Annotated in this window: 19 protein-coding genes; 10 read left to right on the top strand and 9 right to left on the bottom strand. The window is 69.4% G+C overall.

What is annotated here, in order from left to right:
• The first annotated feature begins 1 nt into the window (after position 1).
• Positions 2-187 carry a DUF5703 family protein gene (locus OG555_RS34230; RefSeq protein ID WP_130448421.1) on the top strand — a complete coding sequence of 62 codons (186 nt, stop codon included), beginning with the start codon at positions 2-4 and terminating at the stop codon, positions 185-187.
• Here the strand turns inward: OG555_RS34230 and OG555_RS34225 are convergent.
• Entirely contained in the window at positions 162-1199 is a 1038-nt protein-coding gene (locus tag OG555_RS34225; RefSeq protein ID WP_329476775.1) for a LuxR C-terminal-related transcriptional regulator, read from the bottom strand. The genes OG555_RS34230 and OG555_RS34225 overlap by 26 nt on opposite strands.
• A gap of 10 nt (positions 1200-1209) precedes the next feature.
• Positions 1210-1629: an ester cyclase gene (locus OG555_RS34220; protein ID WP_329476773.1), complete on the bottom strand. Its 420-nt coding sequence runs from the start codon at positions 1627-1629 to the stop codon at positions 1210-1212.
• Between the two features lie 98 nt (positions 1630-1727).
• On the opposite strand from OG555_RS34220, the gene OG555_RS34215 reads away from it, so the two are divergent.
• The 3 genes from OG555_RS34215 to OG555_RS34205 are packed head-to-tail and all read left to right on the top strand — an operon-like array spanning position 1728 to position 3815.
• Positions 1728-2213 (top strand): MarR family winged helix-turn-helix transcriptional regulator, encoded by a 486-nt coding sequence (locus OG555_RS34215; protein ID WP_329476771.1) that lies wholly within the window; start codon positions 1728-1730, stop codon positions 2211-2213.
• On the top strand, positions 2210-3037 hold the full coding sequence (locus OG555_RS34210; protein ID WP_329476769.1) for an ABC transporter ATP-binding protein: 828 nt from the start codon (positions 2210-2212) through the stop codon (positions 3035-3037). The genes OG555_RS34215 and OG555_RS34210 overlap by 4 nt, the downstream gene beginning before the upstream one ends.
• Positions 2997-3815, top strand: coding sequence for an ABC transporter permease (locus tag OG555_RS34205; RefSeq protein ID WP_329476766.1), 819 nt, complete (start codon positions 2997-2999; stop codon positions 3813-3815). The genes OG555_RS34210 and OG555_RS34205 overlap by 41 nt, the downstream gene beginning before the upstream one ends.
• On the opposite strand, the gene OG555_RS34200 is transcribed toward OG555_RS34205, so the two are convergent.
• The gene (locus tag OG555_RS34200; protein ID WP_329476764.1) at positions 3812-4552 is read right to left on the bottom strand and encodes an N-acetyltransferase; all 741 of its coding nucleotides are present in this window, start codon (positions 4550-4552) and stop codon (positions 3812-3814) included. The genes OG555_RS34205 and OG555_RS34200 overlap by 4 nt on opposite strands.
• Positions 4512-5717, bottom strand: coding sequence for an MFS transporter (locus OG555_RS34195; protein WP_329476762.1), 1206 nt, complete (start codon positions 5715-5717; stop codon positions 4512-4514). The genes OG555_RS34200 and OG555_RS34195 overlap by 41 nt, the downstream gene beginning before the upstream one ends.
• A gap of 73 nt (positions 5718-5790) precedes the next feature.
• On the opposite strand from OG555_RS34195, the gene OG555_RS34190 reads away from it, so the two are divergent.
• The 3 genes from OG555_RS34190 to OG555_RS34180 are packed head-to-tail and all read left to right on the top strand — an operon-like array spanning position 5791 to position 9806.
• Positions 5791-6651, top strand: coding sequence for a LysR family transcriptional regulator (locus OG555_RS34190; RefSeq protein WP_329476760.1), 861 nt, complete (start codon positions 5791-5793; stop codon positions 6649-6651).
• A gap of 42 nt (positions 6652-6693) precedes the next feature.
• A complete protein-coding gene (locus OG555_RS34185; protein ID WP_329476758.1) occupies positions 6694-7335 on the top strand; it encodes a lysoplasmalogenase in 642 nt (213 codons plus the stop codon).
• 32 nt (positions 7336-7367) lie between these two features.
• The gene (locus OG555_RS34180; RefSeq protein ID WP_329476756.1) at positions 7368-9806 is read left to right on the top strand and encodes a glycosyl hydrolase; all 2439 of its coding nucleotides are present in this window, start codon (positions 7368-7370) and stop codon (positions 9804-9806) included.
• Here OG555_RS34180 and OG555_RS34175 read toward each other — a convergent pair.
• From OG555_RS34175 to OG555_RS34160, 4 genes are read right to left on the bottom strand one after another with little or no spacing between them, the layout of a single operon-like run.
• A complete protein-coding gene (locus OG555_RS34175) occupies positions 9797-11128 on the bottom strand; it encodes a M20/M25/M40 family metallo-hydrolase (RefSeq protein WP_329476754.1) in 1332 nt (443 codons plus the stop codon). The two genes, OG555_RS34180 and OG555_RS34175, sit on opposite strands and share 10 nt — an antisense overlap.
• A gap of 38 nt (positions 11129-11166) precedes the next feature.
• Entirely contained in the window at positions 11167-11562 is a 396-nt protein-coding gene (locus OG555_RS34170) for a Rieske (2Fe-2S) protein (RefSeq protein WP_329476752.1), read from the bottom strand.
• Between the two features lie 11 nt (positions 11563-11573).
• Positions 11574-12122 (bottom strand): DUF6529 family protein, encoded by a 549-nt coding sequence (locus tag OG555_RS34165; protein WP_329476750.1) that lies wholly within the window; start codon positions 12120-12122, stop codon positions 11574-11576.
• A gap of 9 nt (positions 12123-12131) precedes the next feature.
• Positions 12132-12794, bottom strand: a complete 663-nt coding sequence (locus OG555_RS34160; protein WP_329476748.1) for a hypothetical protein — start codon at positions 12792-12794, stop codon at positions 12132-12134.
• Between the two features lie 107 nt (positions 12795-12901).
• On the opposite strand from OG555_RS34160, the gene OG555_RS34155 reads away from it, so the two are divergent.
• From OG555_RS34155 to OG555_RS34145, 3 genes are read left to right on the top strand one after another with little or no spacing between them, the layout of a single operon-like run.
• Positions 12902-13141, top strand: a complete 240-nt coding sequence (locus tag OG555_RS34155) for a hypothetical protein (protein ID WP_329476746.1) — start codon at positions 12902-12904, stop codon at positions 13139-13141.
• A complete protein-coding gene (locus OG555_RS34150) occupies positions 13131-13760 on the top strand; it encodes a dienelactone hydrolase family protein (RefSeq protein ID WP_329476744.1) in 630 nt (209 codons plus the stop codon). Before OG555_RS34155 ends, OG555_RS34150 begins: the two co-directional genes overlap by 11 nt.
• On the top strand, positions 13757-14434 hold the full coding sequence (locus tag OG555_RS34145; protein ID WP_329476742.1) for an endonuclease V: 678 nt from the start codon (positions 13757-13759) through the stop codon (positions 14432-14434). Before OG555_RS34150 ends, OG555_RS34145 begins: the two co-directional genes overlap by 4 nt.
• Here OG555_RS34145 and OG555_RS34140 read toward each other — a convergent pair.
• Positions 14420-14908, bottom strand: coding sequence for a VOC family protein (locus OG555_RS34140; protein WP_329476740.1), 489 nt, complete (start codon positions 14906-14908; stop codon positions 14420-14422). The genes OG555_RS34145 and OG555_RS34140 overlap by 15 nt on opposite strands.
• Positions 14909-14916 lie beyond the last annotated feature (8 nt).

The raw sequence follows: 14916 nt of genomic DNA, 5'->3' as shown, positions 1-14916 counted from the left end.
GATGGCCGAATATGAGCTACAGCAGTTCGAGGTGTCGAGGACGGAATCGCGTGGCGCGGTCCGTCGTTTGCTGACCGAGCACGCGGAGTACGGCGGCTGGGAGCTGGCCCGGCTGAGACGCTACCCCGACGGCACCCGGCGGGTCTGGCTCCGCCGCCGCATCATCCGGGTGATGCGGACCCTCTGAGCAACGCCGTCACCAGCTCCCGGCGGCTGCCGACGCCGACCTTGTCGTACGCCGCTCGCACATGTTCCTGCACGGTGTACGGCGACAAGCACAGCCGCTCGACGATCTGCCGTGTGGAGAACCCCTGCAACAGCAACTCCGTCACGCGCTGCTGAGCCGGCGTCAACCCATGCACATCCAGCAGGAACGACCCCAGCTGCGCCGGAGTGACCGGCTCGATCACCACCGCGGTCCGCTCGCCACCGCCTCGAAGTGTCGAGGCGTGCAGGGCCAGCCAGCGGCCCGCGTTCGTCCGCACCTTGACCGCCGGCGCTGCGGGCAGTTCCTGCACCCGCATCAGCTGAGCGGCCACCGCTCGCACCGCGACGGGGAGCTCACTGCGACGATCCGGCTCCAGCTCGGCCAACCAGTGCTCGGCCTCCGCACTGATCGACTCCACCCGCAGATCCGCATCGAGCACGACCACCCCCGGCCCGACGTCCGCGGTCTCCATCGACCCCATGCGGAGGCCTCGTCGCAGTCCCTCGGCCAGATGTGGTGTCAAGCGCCGTATCAGCTGCAACTCCTGCTCCGAGAACCCGGCGTCCGCGTCCTCGCGGTGCAGGCAGATGACGCCCCAGCAGCGGCCGTTCGACACCAGCGCGGCCCGGAGTTCGTCGCCGAGACCGAGTGGCCGCATCACCTCGGCGTACCGAGCGCTGCTCGCCCAATCACCCTTCGTCGCGTGCCCGAGTGAGCTGACCGGATCGCGTGCCGCGGCGAGTGTGGCGAACTTGTTCACATCCGCCTGGCCGAACTCGTTCGCGAGGAACTGCTCGGTCACCGCACCGAGCGGTTCGTCCACACTGACCGCCGTGAACAGCACGGTGGCCGGATCGACCGTCGCGAAGAACGCCGCGTCGATCGTCATCAGGCCCTTCAGCCGGCGCAACGTCTCGGACCGCAGCTCATCGGCGTCCAGCCCCGCGTAACAGCGCTGAATCAGCACGTCCAGGCGATCCGCCGCCCCCATGATCGTGATGCTACGCCGGTACGACGCCGAGCTGCCTGAGGAAACCGAGGTCGTCCAGGCGGCCCCAGCGCTCGACGATCCGGCCGTCGCGGAGCCGGAAGATGTTGATCCCGGGCAGGCTGACCGTCTTCCCGGTCGGCGCGATGCCCATCACCTCGCCCTCGTGGGTCCCGCCGGCGGTGAACCGCTCGACCACGATGTCGCCCTCGGCAACGAGTGCGTGCAGCTCGCTGTGCCAGTCGGGGAACGCGGCCCGCATCATCGCGCCGGCCGCCCGCATCCCGTCACCGTCCGGCGTGACTCCGAACGGCGGATCGTGGTTGATGAAGTCCCCGGCGAGGTACGTGTCGACCGCGCTCGGGTCCCCCTTGGTGAACAGTCCGTCGATGAAGTCCCTGACGACGGCTTTGTTGCTGTCTGTTGTGTTCATGGCATCGATGCTCCGACGGACCGGCTCCCCGGCGTACCCCCATTAGTTGGGGTTTCGTGTCGCTGACATAGCTCTGTGACAGAGGTATTCTGAGGAGCATGAGCACCGACGTCCTTGCCGAGGAGTTGCTGGCCGCGCTCGGGCTGGTGCGTCGGCACCTCCGCCGATCCGCGGGGCGGCCCGGGTCGCTGTCGACGCTGACCGGCTCACAGACCGAGCTCGTCCGGACAGTCCGCCGCAACCCCGGCATCTCGGTGACCGAGGCCGCCGCCGAGCTCGGCCTGGTCGCGAACACGGTGTCGACACTGGTCGGTCAGCTCATCGAGCGCGGGTTGCTCGTGCGCTCCCCCGACGAGGCCGATCGGCGCGTCGCCCGGCTGACCTTGACCGAGCCGGCCCGTGAGCAGGTCGAGGCCTGGCGCGACCGCCGTACCGCGCTCGTCACCCAGGCGCTCGACGGCCTCGAGACCGACGATCGGGACGCATTGCGGGCCGCGTTGCCGGTGCTCGACGTACTCGCGGAGCGGTTGCACCCCCAGCAAGACGAACGTGCCCTGGTCCAGCAGGGGAAGGAGCGAGGATGAGTGCGGATTCAGTGCCTGACCCGGTTCCGGCCGTCCGGATCGACGGCTTGAGCCATCGGTTCGGCGATCATCTCGCCGTCGACAACCTGGATCTGGAGGTGTCACCCGGCGAGTGTTTCGGCCTGCTCGGTCCGAACGGCGCCGGCAAGACCACCACCCTGCGCGTCCTCAACACCCTGTACCGACCGCAGTCCGGCACGGTCCGGGTCTTCGGGCTCGACGTCCGCACCGACGCGATGTCGGTACGGCGGATGCTCGGCTACGTCCCGCAGCAGCTGTCGATCGAAGGGGCGCTGACCGCCCGGGAGAACGTGTCGTGGTTCGCGCGGCTGTTCGACGTACCGCGTAGGGAGCGGGCCGCCCGGGTCGCCGAGGTGCTCGAGATCGTCGACCTGACCGATGCCGCGGACCGGCTCGCCTCGACGTACTCCGGTGGCATGGTGCGCCGCCTGGAGCTGGCGCAGGCGCTGGTCAACCGGCCGGCACTGCTCGTACTGGACGAGCCGACGGTCGGCCTCGACCCGGTCGCCCGGGATTCGGTCTGGGCCCGGGTTCAGCAGATGCAGGAGCGGTACGGGATGACCGTGCTGCTGACCACGCACTACATGGAGGAGGCCGACCTGCTCTGCGACCGGGTCGCCCTGATGCACGAGGGCCGGTTGCGCGCGATCGGGAGCCCGGACGAGCTCAAGGCCGAGCTCGGACCCGAAGCCAGCCTCGAGGACGTTTTCCGCCACCACACCGGCGAGAGTCTCGCCGCTGCCGAGAAGGGAGGCCTGCGCGATGTCCGTGGCACCCGTCGCACCGCCCAACGCATGGGCTGAGTCCAGGCCCCGGGCCGCCGTCCGGCTGCTGTCGCGGATCGCCACGTTCTGCCTGGTCGAGTTGCAGAAACTGCGGCACGACCGGACCGAGCTCGTCACCCGCGCGATCCAGCCGATCCTGTGGCTGGTCATCTTCGGCCAGACGTTCAGCCGGATCCGGGCGATCCCGACCGGCGACGTTCCGTACCTGGACTATCTCGCGCCGGGCATCATCGCGCAGTCCGCCTTGTTCGTGGCGATCTTCTACGGCATCCAGATCATCTGGGAGCGCGACGCCGGCATCCTCACCAAGCTCCTCGTCACGCCCAGCCCGCGCTCCGCCCTGGTGACCGGCAAGGCGTTCGCGGCCGGCGTACGGACGATCTCGCAGGCGATCGTCGTCATCATCGTCGCCGCGCTGCTCGGCGTCAGCATGACGTGGAATCCGCTGAAGTTGCTGGCCGTGTTCGTGGTCGTCGTCCTCGGCGCAGCCTTCTTCTCCTGCCTGTCGATGACGATCGCCGGCCTGGTCCTGCGGCGCGACCGGCTGATGGGCATCGGTCAGGCGATCACCATGCCGCTGTTCTTCGCGTCCAACGCCTTGTACCCCGTCAGCTTGATGCCCGGTTGGCTGCAGGTCATCAGCCACGTCAACCCACTCACGTACGAGGTCAGCGCCCTGCGCGGCCTGCTCATCGGCCTACCCACCAACTACTGGCTGGACTTCGGAGTCCTCATCGTCGCCGCCACCGCCGGCATCTGCGCAGCCGCCTCCCTCCTCGGCCGACTCGCCCGCTAAAGATCGTGCCGCATCCAGACGTTGGGCTCGACGTACACCGCGTGGTCATGCCGTACGTCGCAATGCACCGGTACGAGCGCCTTCGGGACGATCACGTCGCCCGTCGTGTCGAAGGGCAGGCCGGTCCACTCGCGCCACTCCGCCAGTGAGCCCGCAATCACCATCGACCGGGGCGCCACCTTGACGATGGTTGCGCCCGCCCTGACGTGCACCCGCAGCCACGGGTCTTGTGGCAGACCATCTGGGCGCAGCTGCTTGATGTACTCCGTCATCGGCTGATCCGCGTCCGTCTTGCCGTTCGGCCGGACCGGGGCGAACAGGGCGCTATGTCCCTTCGCCTTCACCGCCGTCCGCATTGCCCTGAGCATCTCGTGAGACAGGCCGCGGCCGAGGTGGGACGGCCGGATCAGGATCTCCAGTGCACTCGACACGTTCGGCTCTCGGCCGTTGCGCAGGTCGGCGAACCCCCAGTGCAGCACCCGGTCCCAGCCGCCCGACGGGAGCTCCGCGCGGTTCTCGTCCGGGAAGACGAACGGGATGCTCCGGCCGTGTGCCACCAGCTCACCGTCCTCGGTCGCCACCACGCACTGGTCGGGGAACCGCACCGGCACCTGACCCATGAACGCGTTGCCGATCGGGTCGTTGTGCATGAACTCGGGCCACGCGTCGGCGAACTCGTACATCCGCTCCAGGTACTCAGGCCGCTCGGCCAACGTGGTGATCACGATCTCGGACATACCCCGCAGTCTCGCACCGCACCAGCACGAGTACGGCGACCAGCGCCGTCAGCAGCCCGGCTCCGACCAGAGTGGGCTCAGCCCCGGCGGCAGCGATGACCGGCCCGCCGGCCAGCATCCCGGCCGAACTGCTCGCGCTCACCACCACACTCTGGCCCGACAACAGCGTCCGCCGCTCGGCGCCGGCCGACGACCGCGTGATGATGACGGAGATCGCCGCGATCCCCAGGACGACGGTCAGCCCGGAGAACGCGCCCATCACGGCGACGACCGCCGGGGTGGTCCACAGACCCATGCCGATCCAGCACAGCCCCATGCCGGTCCAGGCGATCGATGCCAACGGCACCGGGCGGATCCGCCGGACGATCGCCAGCGAGATCGCGGTCCCGATCACCGACCCCACGCCGTACCCGGTCATGCCGGAGGCGAGGTAGATGCCCGGCCGTCCGCGCTCCTCGCCGATCACCGACAAGCCGAGAGTGAACGCGAACCACGTCACACATCCCGTACCCCGGACGATCCAGCCGTAGAGCACCTCACGGTGCCCTTCGAGGCTCGCCCGGATCGAGGGTGTCGCTATACCTCCAGGTGCTCGCTCGGCGCGCACGGTGCAGGCCAGCAGACCGGAGGCGAGCACGGTCGCGGCTTCGACCCAGAGGAGTCCGTTCGTCAGGTCCGCCGCGACCGCCAGGGCGCCGACGACCGGGCCGACCATCATGCCGATCCGGCGGAGTCCGTCCTGCCAGGTCAGCAGTACGACGGCCCTGCCCTCAACCCACCGGTCTCCGGTGTCGGCGAGTAGAGCCGACCGGCCCGGCGTGGCCAGCGCGTCGCCGCAGCCGAGCAGGAGTCCGCTGATCACCAGCAGCCCAGGAGTGAGCAGTCCGAGCATCGCCGCAGCCGGCACAAGGGCCAGCGCTGCCGCAGACACAGCCGCAACCACTGCGAGCCGCGGACCCGAGTCCACCCACTGCCGTGCCTTTCGGGCCCACCACGGTGACAACAGCACCGGCATGCCGGCCGCACCACCGACCAGGCCGGTCGCGGCGACCGAGCCCGTCTCGCGCAGGATCACCAGCGGCAGCGCGACCTGCGCGATCCGGAAGGCGAAGTCTGCCGCTCCCCCACCGGCGAGCAACGCCAGGGCTTCGGACCGGGCTCTCATACCCTTGATTCTTCGAGGTTTCCGGCCGTTCAGGTAGTGAGCCGGCGCTGCCTGGTTGCCATAGGCTGAACCTATGGCCTCATTACCCTCGGTCGAGGACCTGCGGCTGGTCCAGGCCGTCACCCGTACGGGCGCCGTCGGCACGGCCGCCCGCGAACTGCGCATCTCGCAGCCCTCCGCGTCCCAGCGACTGAGCCGGCTGGAACGCCTGTGCGGCACCAGGCTGTTCGAGCGCGACACCCGCGGCGCCCGCCCGACCGCGGCCGGCGCCGAGCTCAGCCGCCGGGCCGACCATATCCTCGGCCACCTCGAGGAGGTGTACGCCGCCACCCGGGCGGCCGCCGTCGGCCGGCGACTGGTGATCGGCACCTTCGCCAGCCTCGCGCCGATCCTCTTCCCGGTCCTGGACGCCGATCTGCCCGACCTGGACATCGAGCAGCAGGTCGACCACGGCCACTTCCTGGTCGAGCGCATCGCCGAGGGCACGATGGACGCCGCCTTCATCGCGATCGCCGACCAGATGACCCTGCCGCGCGAGACCGTCGCGCGCCGCGTCGGCCGCGACGAACTCGTCCTGTTCGTCCCACCCGGCGCCCGCCCACCCGGCCGCGGGCGGCACCCGCTGAAGGATCGTCCGGTCGCGTTCGCCACCTACGACCGCGGCATCGAAGACATCCACGCCCGCCTGGCCGCTCTCGGCGCGCTCCCACGCCGCGGCGTCACCCTCAGCACAACGGTCGCCATGGCCCGCCGCCGCGCCCACCTGGCCCTGGTCCCCCGCAGCGCCCTCGCCACCGAGCTCCGCCCCGGCGAACACCTCACCCCGGCCCCCTTCCGCTACCGCCTCACGCTCTCCGTCATCACCACCCCCACGCCACCCAAACCACTGATCCGGTACCTCCCGCGCCTCCGCGCCACGTTGAACTTGTCGTGAACACCGGCGAGCCGCGGCCCGCCGTACGGCACACTCGGACGTATGAACCTGCGGGGGTTGGCGCGTGACCGGCGATTGTTGACGGCGTTCTGGGGTACGACGGTCGTGCAGGTGGCGGCCGTTGCCTTCGACGTCAAGATCCTCAAGCAGGCCAGCAAAGTGCCGCTGATGCCACTGCTGTGGTCATGGTCGCGGACCCAGGACGCACCGCCACTCCTCCAAGCGGCCTTGCTGGCGTCGGCCGCCGGTGACCTCCTCCTCGAGACCGATCTCCAACTGGCCGGCATGGCCGCCTTCGCCGCCGCCCACGCCTGCTACCTGGCGGTCTTCCTCGCCAACCCGGCGCAGCGGTCGTGGCGCGTGCTCGCCGCGTACGGCGCGCTCTGGGCGGCGCTGATCGCGGCTCTCTCCCCCGGGTTGGGCGGTCAGCGCGTCCCTGTCGCGGTATACGCGTTGTTGCTCACGGCAACTGCGATCGCCTCGCGGTGGCACAGCCCGCGCAGCGGCCTCGGCGGCACGTTGTTCTTCATCTCCGACACGCTGATCGCGCTGCGGATGGCCGGCCGCGACTTCCCCGGACGCGGTGCGCTGGTCATGTCGTCGTACGCGATCGGTCAGTACCTCCTCACCTCCGGCATCACCGCATCGCGACCGGATCTGACCGGTAGTGGTCATAGGCGTTGACCTCTGGTCGCGGATCGCGATGGGGTGATCGGGTGGCGACCGTCGACGACGTACGAAGCCAGTTCCGGACACCGCCGCCCGAGGGGCGGCCGATGATGCGATGGTGGTGGTTCGGGCCGTCGGTGGACCGGCGTGAGCTCGACCGCCAACTGCGGGCGATGGCCGCGGCCGGGCTGGGCGGGGTCGAGGTCGCCTTCGTCTATCCCCTGGGCCCGGTCGACACGCCCTTCGGTTCGGACAAGTTCCTCGATGACGTAGGCCATGCCGCGAGGACGGCACGCGAGTTGGGGCTGAGGTTCGATCTGACGCTGGGTAGCGGCTGGTCCTTCGGCGGCGGGCATATCGGACCGGACCTGGCCGCCCGCCGGCTCTGCTGGGACCGGCGCGAGATCGGCCCTGAGGCGTACGACGTACCGGCGGTGGCGGCGTGGCCAGGAGACGAGGTCGTCGCGGCGTTCGTGGGCGAAGGGTCAGGGGGTGTGCCCACGTCCTACGTCGAACTTCCGGTCAGCGACGGCACGATCCGGGTGCCGCGGGGCAACGGGCCGCGTGAGGTGCTGATCGCGTCCTCGCGCCTTACCGGGCAGAACGTGAAGCGAGCCGCGGCGGGCGCGGAAGGGCCGGTGCTCGATCACTACTCGGCGGCTGCGGCGGCCGAACACATCAGGTGTGTCGCGGAACCGCTGCTGATGGCGGCCACGCCGGAGCTGGTCGGATCAGTGTTCTGCGACAGCCTGGAGGTGTATCAGGCCGACTGGACGGCCGGCATCCTCGAGGAATTCGGCCGCCGACGCGGATACGAGTTGCGGCCGCGGTTGTACGAGTTGCTCGTCGACACGACCGGCTCGAGGCAACTACGCATCGACTTCCACCGGACGTTGTCGGAGTTGTACGAGGAGAACTTCGTCGCGGTCTTCCAGCGCTGGGCGGCCGGGCACGGCGTACTGTTCCGGATCCAGAGCTACGGCGAACCGCCCGCGACGATGAGCAGCTACCGCTTCGCCGACCTGTTCGAGGGCGAGGGCTGGGGGTGGACGAGCATCCCGGAGACGCGGTGGGCGTCGTCGGCCGCGAGCATCCACGGCCGATCGGTCGTGTCGGCGGAGGCCTGGACCTGGGTCCACTCGCCGTCGTTCCGCGCGACCCCGCTCGATCTCAAGGGCGAGGCCCACGAGCACTTCCTGTCCGGGGTGAACCAGCTGATCGGACACGGCTGGCCGTACTCGCCGTCCGGCGGCCGCGGACTGGGCTGGATCTTCTACGCCGCCGGTGCCCTCGACGACCGCAACCCTTGGTGGCCGGTGGCAACGGATCTCTTCGGCTATCTGCACCGCTTGTCCTGGTTGCTGCAGCAGGGAACACCGGTCCGGCCGGTCAAGGTCTACGTGCCGGCCTCTGACGCGTACGCCGAGATGCACGGATCGGTGAATCTGTACCGGACCGTCCGACGGTTGATCGGCGACGACATCCCGCGCAGCATCCGGTCGGCCGGACTCGACTTCGACCTGATCGACGACGACGCGCTGAGTGTGGTCGACCCGGCCGGGATTCCGCTGGTCGTCGTACCCCCGGACGCGACGATGCCGGAGGCAACTACCCACTGGCTCGACGCGGTCCGCGCGGCCGGCGGCTCGGTGGTCAGCGACCCGTCGGCAGCGCTGCCGGGTGCACCGCTGACAGCGCCGGACGACGTCGGGGTGGTGCACCGGCGACTGGACGACGGTGACGTGTACTTCGTGGCGAACACCGGCAACGAGCCGCGGACAGTCCGCTACGAGGGGCCGGTTGAGCAGTGGGATCCGTTCACCGGCGCGGTCACGGTCATCGACGGCGCAGAGGTGACATTGGACGCGTACGAGGCGACCGTCCTCGTCCCAACTAGCTCGTCGGTGGACCGAGTCGCGGTGGAAGAGGTGACGGTCGGCTCGGGCGGAGCGGCGTGGATGGTCGGCTTCGCCGATGAGACCACGCCCGTGACGCTCCCGCACCGATGGGAGGACGATCCCGGCCGAGCGGCGTACTCGGGATCCGCGACCTACCAGACCTCGATCGAGCTACCTGATCTGGAAGCGACCATGCGGGTGCTGCTCGACTTCGGCACCGGCCAAGCAGTGCCGACCGGGGCCGAGACCTATCTACCAGCGCACTCCTACCGGGCGATGCTCGTGCCGCCGATCGGCGTCGCCGCCGAGATCTGGCTCAATGACACCCTCTGCGGCACGCTCTGGGCGCCGCCGTACCACGTCGACCTGACGCACGCGGCGCGGCCCGGACCGAACGAACTGCGCATCGTCGTCCACAACACCGCGGCCAACGCCTTGGCGGCCGACGATCAGCTCGCGCCGCTGGTCGAATCCGTCACAGCTCAGTACGGACGCCGCTTCGACCTCCAGAACGTCGAGTATGCTGCCGACTTCCTGAACTCAGGTCTGCTCAACCCACCGACGGTGGTCCTGCGGCATCAGGCCTGATCGAAGAAGCGGTCCAGGACCCGGGAACCGAATTCCAGGGCGCTCGTCGGCACCCGCTCGTCGATGCCGTGGAACATGCCCATGAAGTCGAGGTCCGGCGGCAGCTGCAGCGGCACGAATCCGAAGCAGCGCACTCCCAGCCGGCTCCACGACTTGGCGTCCGTACCACCTGACATCAACAGCGGCGCGGTCCGGCTCTGTGGGTCCTCGGCCGCGAGACAGGCCTTCATCGCCTCGACCAGGCCGCCGCTGAACTCGGTCTCCAGCGCGATGTCCTCGACCACCGTCTCGCGCCGCACCTTGTCACCGAGCAGCTCGTCGATGGTGGCGAAGAACTCGTCCTCGTACCCGGGCAGGAACCGGCCGTCGATGTGCGCCTCGGCGTCGCCCGGGATCACGTTCACCTTGTAGCCGGCGTTCAGCATCGTCGGGTTGGAGCTGTTGCGGACCGTCGCGCCGAACATCCGGCTGAAGCTGCCGAGCTTCGCCAGCGTCGCGGTCATGTCGTCCGGGTCGAGCTCGATCTCGAGCACGTCCTCCAGCGTCTTCAGGAACTCCCGGACCGTCGGCGTGACCCGCAGCGGCCACTCGTGCGTGCCGATCCGGGTGACCGCCTCGACGAGGTTGGTGACCGCGTTGTCGGTGTTGACCATCGACCCGTGGCCCGCCGTACCGCGGGCCTTGAGCCGCATCCAGTTCATGCCCTTCTCGGCGGTCTCGATCAGGTACAGCCGCAGGTCGTCCTTCAGCGTGACCGAGAATCCGCCGACCTCGCCGATCCCTTCGGTGCAGTCGGCAACGGTGTCCGGGTGGTTGTTGACCAGCCACTGGGCGCCGTACACGCCACCGGCCTCCTCATCCGCGGTGAAGACGAGCCGCACCGGCCGCCGCGGCTTCACCCCGGCCCGCTGCCGCGCCCGGACCACCGACAGCACCATCGCGTCGAAGTCCTTCATGTCGACCGCGCCGCGGCCCCAGACGCACCCGTCGAAGATCTCCCCGCCGAACGGGTCGACCTTCCAGTCCTTGGGATCGGCCGGTACGACGTCCAGGTGACCGTGCACGAGCAGCGGATCGGCGGACTGGTCCTCGCCTTCCCAGTGCGCGACCAGCGTGGCCCGGCCGGGCTCGGACTCGTAGATCGTCGACTCGATCCCGACCTCGTCCAGCTTGGCCGCGACGTACTCGGCGGCGACCCGCTCACCGTTGCTCTTGCCGTTGCCGTAGTTCGTGGTGTCGATCCGGATCAGCTCACTGCAGAGCTCCACCACCTCGGCGTCGGGGGTGTACGACGTACGGTCGCTCGGCGTCGGAGAAGTCATGCGACCCATCCTCCCCCACCTGGTCGGTCAGATCGTCGTCAGGTCAGGGTGATCGAGTCGCCGGAGATGGTGATCTGCTTGGGCGGGAGTGGTCGCGGCGCCGGTCCGGCGACTACGGCGCCGGTGGCGATCGCGTACTTGCTGCCGTGGCAGTCGCAGTTGATGGTGCCGTCCGCGACCGTCGCGACCGGGCAGCCCAGGTGGGTGCAGATCGAGCTGAACGCCTTGAAACTGCCCTTGGTCGGCTGCGTGACGACCACCTGGTTCGGCGCGAAGATCACCCCGCCGCCGACCGGGATGTCCTCGGTCTTGCCGAGGATGGCGTTGGCCGGCGCCGGGGCCGGCGTGCTCTTGGGTTCGCCGTACTTGGCGCAGCCGGTCACGGTCGCCAGTCCGGCGGCGACGAGCAAGGTACGGCGACTGGTCTCAGCCACAGGTGGTCCCTTCAACGGATGATGCCGAACGTGGTGAAGAACCACAGCGACGAGGTCAGCCACAGCCCGACCAGGGCGGTGAACACGGCACCGCCGGCCACGGGCAGCAGCCACGACGGTGTGTCCTTGCGACTGAGCGTGAGCATCTTCGCGACGAACGCGCCGTAGAAGAAGCAGCCGAGCAGTGAATGGATCAGTACGCGCGGTTCGCCGTACTGGAATCCCAATGCGTACAGGCAATGCGCGACCACAGGCAGGGTGACCGCGACCGCGGCACGGCCCGACCAGCGGTGGAGCGGGCCGACCCAGGCGCGCCCGGTCAGCCCCTTGAAGTGTCCGAAGAGGGCCATCGCGGAGACCACCTGCACCACGCCGAGCAGGAGGGCGAGGGTCGCCATCCAGGCCTTCACGGACTGGAAGCTCGAGAAGCCCGCGACGTTGATCGCGACGCCGGTGGGATCGTGGACCCGGCCGTAGACGCCGAGCGCGACGGCGGCCGCGGCCCCGACCGCGAGTGGGATCCCAACCCTCGTGACCTGGTGAACCGGTGTCGTCGTCACATCCGCTCCTCAGAACGTCTCGTCACCGGTGATCGACTGCGCCGTCACCTGCACGCCGTCGACGCTCGCGGTCCGGCTCGCCGGATCGAGCCGCGGGGCCGGTGCCGGCGTCCCGTCGTTGTCGACGCCGACCTCACTGCCGTCCGGCAGCACGATCCACCCGATGGTCCTGCTGTTGCTCGCCGACCGGTACAACCCGGCCGGCGGACCAGCCGCGTCGATCGCGAAGTGCAGCGTGCGGCCACGTAACGTGAACGTGCCAACCGCTGACTTCGCGGTAGCCCGGCCGACGAGCCGTTCGCCGGTGCGGGAGCGCAGCGCGAGTTGACCCGTTGTGAACGTGCCGGTCAGCCAGGCCTCCAGCCGACGCCCGTCGCAGACGTAGGCGACGGCTCGATCGCCCTTGACCGCGATTGCGACCGAGGCCTCACGCTTCGTCGTCCTTCCGGCGTAGACGATGGTCCGCTGCGCCTGCGGTGTGACGGTCTGCTGCGGCGCCGCTGTTGGCGTCGGCGGCGGTGTGGTCGCGGGTGCCGTGGTTGTCGGCGTACTCGTCACCGGCGCGGTCGAGGTGTAGGCCGGGCTGCCGGTCTGGGTGCTGTCCACCACGAGCAGGACGACGAGACCCACGGCTGTCGCCGCAAGCGTCACCAACGGACTGCGTTGCCCCATCTCGTTTCCCCCGGAGCGTTGATCCGAGGATCCCGCCCGGCGCACGCCCGGTCAACGGTTGAGGCCGGAGCCCGTCGGGATCCGGATGAGACGAGTACGTTGGGTGTATGAAAGGCGATCGGGTCGAGATCGTCGTCGACACCGGCAACGGCGCGTCGGCGTACGAGATCACGGCGACCAAGGCCGGTCGCCGGGTCGAGGTCACCACCAGCCGCAATGTCACCGAGGTGGTCGAGGTGACCCGCTCCGGTACGCCGATCCGCACCGCCCGCTTCATCTCCGCCCGGGTGATCGCGCTGGTGGAGCACCCGGCCGGTGAGCCCTCGGCCGACGGGCATGAACATTGAGCAGGTCGTCATCGACGCCCGCGGTATGGAACTGCCCGGGGATCTGGCCATGCCGGGGGCGGCGGCTGGTCTGGTGATCTTCGCCCATGGCAGCGACAGCAGCCGTCACAGCCCTCGCAACAAGTACGTCGCCCACGTCCTCAACCGGGCCGGTCTCGCCACCCTGCTGTTCGACCTACTGACCCCGGTGGAGGCGCAGGATCGAAGGAACGTCTTCGACATCCCGTTGCTGGCTGAGCGACTGACAGCTGCCCACGAGTGGGCCGAGCGGCGCGACGACATCGGCGATCTCCCGGTCGGATACTTCGGCGCGAGTACCGGCGGCGCCGCCGCGGTGTGGTCGGCCGGCAGCGCTTCCGACGACGTGCGCGCGGTGGTCTCCCGGGGCGGACGAGTCGACCTGGCCGGCGCGCGGCTTGCCGACGTGACGGCACCCACTCTCCTGGTCGTCGGCGAGCTGGACACCGACGTACTCAGCCTCAATCGTGACGCCCAAACGCAGTTACGTTGCGTCAACCGCCTCGAGATCGTTGCCGACGCCACCCATCTCTTCACCGAACCCGGCACCCTCGAACACGTCGCCGAACTGGCCCGCGACTGGTTCCGCACCCACCTATGACCTGGCCGACCGAGCCCGGCGAACTGATCTCGCGGCAGCAGGAGCTTGCCCACACGCAACCGACACTGTGGACTCCGCCGGACCGCCTTCTGATCGGCGGGATCTGGGTCTGTTTCCCTCACGGATTGACAGGTCCGGGCTCGGCCGGCGACCGCGCTTGGGCCGCCGCGCTCGTCCTGGATCGCGGTCGCGTCGTCGGGCAGGAGCTGGTGACCGGTCACGCCTCGGGTCCTTACATCCCGGGACTGCTCGCCCTCCGCGTCGGTCCGTTGTGGGAGGACGTCGTACGACGTCTGCGCCCCAAGCCCGCCGTGTTGCTCCTCGACGCGACGGGACGCGATCACCCGCGACAGGCCGGGCTGGCGTTGCATCTCGGCGCCGTCCTGGACCTGCCCACCGTCGGTGTCACGCATCGCCCGCTGACCGCCTCCGGAGATTGGCCGGCCGACGAGCGTGGCGCGACCTCACCGTTGACGATCGGCACCGATCAGGTCGCGGCCTGGCTCCGCACGAGGAAAGGCACCCGCCCGCTGGTGGTGCACCCGGGTTGGCGAACCGACCTGCCCACAGCGATCCGGATCGTCTCGGCGTCGCTCGGCGGCCACCGGACGCCCGAGCCGTTACGGCAGGCGCGCCGGTCCGCCCGCCGCGCTCGCGGGTCAGAGCACCTTTAGGCCGTACATCTCGCCCAGTGGGTCGGCGATCAGCTCGATCCTGGCGCCATCGGGGTCGCGGAAGTAGATCGACGTACCGCTCTCCTCCAAGTACTCGACGCCGGCCTCGTCCAGGTTGTGCTTCAGCCGCTCCCACTGCGCCGGCTCCACCGAGATCGCCAGGTGATGCAGTCCGCCCAGCACCTCGGCGTACGGACCGAGATCGAGCCCGGGGAAGTCGAAGAACGCGAGCAGGTTCCCGTTCCCGATGTCGAAGAAGAAGTGGTTGGACCCCTCGTAGTCGCGGTTCCCGACGATCTCAGTCAGCGGGAACCCGAGCACCTCCTGGTAGAACTTGACCGTGCGCTCGACGTCCGCACTCAGCAGCGCGGTGTGATGCAGCCCGCGCGCGGAACTCTTCCCGCCCGGTGTCAGGTACGTCGTCCTGATCCGGTCGCGCTCGGCCTCGATCGCGGGCAGGTCGATATCGGTCATGCGATCCC

Origin of the sequence: Kribbella sp. NBC_01484 (genome assembly GCF_036227145.1) — a bacterium.
Classification (GTDB): Bacteria; Actinomycetota; Actinomycetes; order Propionibacteriales; family Kribbellaceae; genus Kribbella.
This window is presented reverse-complemented; position numbering and strand designations above follow the sequence as displayed.

Coding starts and splice junctions, on each gene's coding strand:
- OG555_RS34210 (WP_329476769.1), top strand. CDS start 2,210: ATGAGTGCGGATTCAGTGCCTGACCCGGTTCCGGCCGTCCGGATCGAC.
- OG555_RS34195 (WP_329476762.1), bottom strand. CDS start 5,717: ATGAGAGCCCGGTCCGAAGCCCTGGCGTTGCTCGCCGGTGGGGGAGCG.
- OG555_RS34225 (WP_329476775.1), bottom strand. CDS start 1,199: ATGGGGGCGGCGGATCGCCTGGACGTGCTGATTCAGCGCTGTTACGCG.
- OG555_RS34220 (WP_329476773.1), bottom strand. CDS start 1,629: ATGAACACAACAGACAGCAACAAAGCCGTCGTCAGGGACTTCATCGAC.
- OG555_RS34140 (WP_329476740.1), bottom strand. CDS start 14,908: ATGACCGATATCGACCTGCCCGCGATCGAGGCCGAGCGCGACCGGATC.
- OG555_RS34150 (WP_329476744.1), top strand. CDS start 13,131: ATGAACATTGAGCAGGTCGTCATCGACGCCCGCGGTATGGAACTGCCC.
- OG555_RS34145 (WP_329476742.1), top strand. CDS start 13,757: ATGACCTGGCCGACCGAGCCCGGCGAACTGATCTCGCGGCAGCAGGAG.
- OG555_RS34175 (WP_329476754.1), bottom strand. CDS start 11,128: ATGACTTCTCCGACGCCGAGCGACCGTACGTCGTACACCCCCGACGCC.
- OG555_RS34160 (WP_329476748.1), bottom strand. CDS start 12,794: ATGGGGCAACGCAGTCCGTTGGTGACGCTTGCGGCGACAGCCGTGGGT.
- OG555_RS34215 (WP_329476771.1), top strand. CDS start 1,728: ATGAGCACCGACGTCCTTGCCGAGGAGTTGCTGGCCGCGCTCGGGCTG.
- OG555_RS34185 (WP_329476758.1), top strand. CDS start 6,694: ATGAACCTGCGGGGGTTGGCGCGTGACCGGCGATTGTTGACGGCGTTC.
- OG555_RS34205 (WP_329476766.1), top strand. CDS start 2,997: ATGTCCGTGGCACCCGTCGCACCGCCCAACGCATGGGCTGAGTCCAGG.
- OG555_RS34190 (WP_329476760.1), top strand. CDS start 5,791: ATGGCCTCATTACCCTCGGTCGAGGACCTGCGGCTGGTCCAGGCCGTC.
- OG555_RS34230 (WP_130448421.1), top strand. CDS start 2: ATGGCCGAATATGAGCTACAGCAGTTCGAGGTGTCGAGGACGGAATCG.
- OG555_RS34200 (WP_329476764.1), bottom strand. CDS start 4,552: ATGTCCGAGATCGTGATCACCACGTTGGCCGAGCGGCCTGAGTACCTG.
- OG555_RS34155 (WP_329476746.1), top strand. CDS start 12,902: ATGAAAGGCGATCGGGTCGAGATCGTCGTCGACACCGGCAACGGCGCG.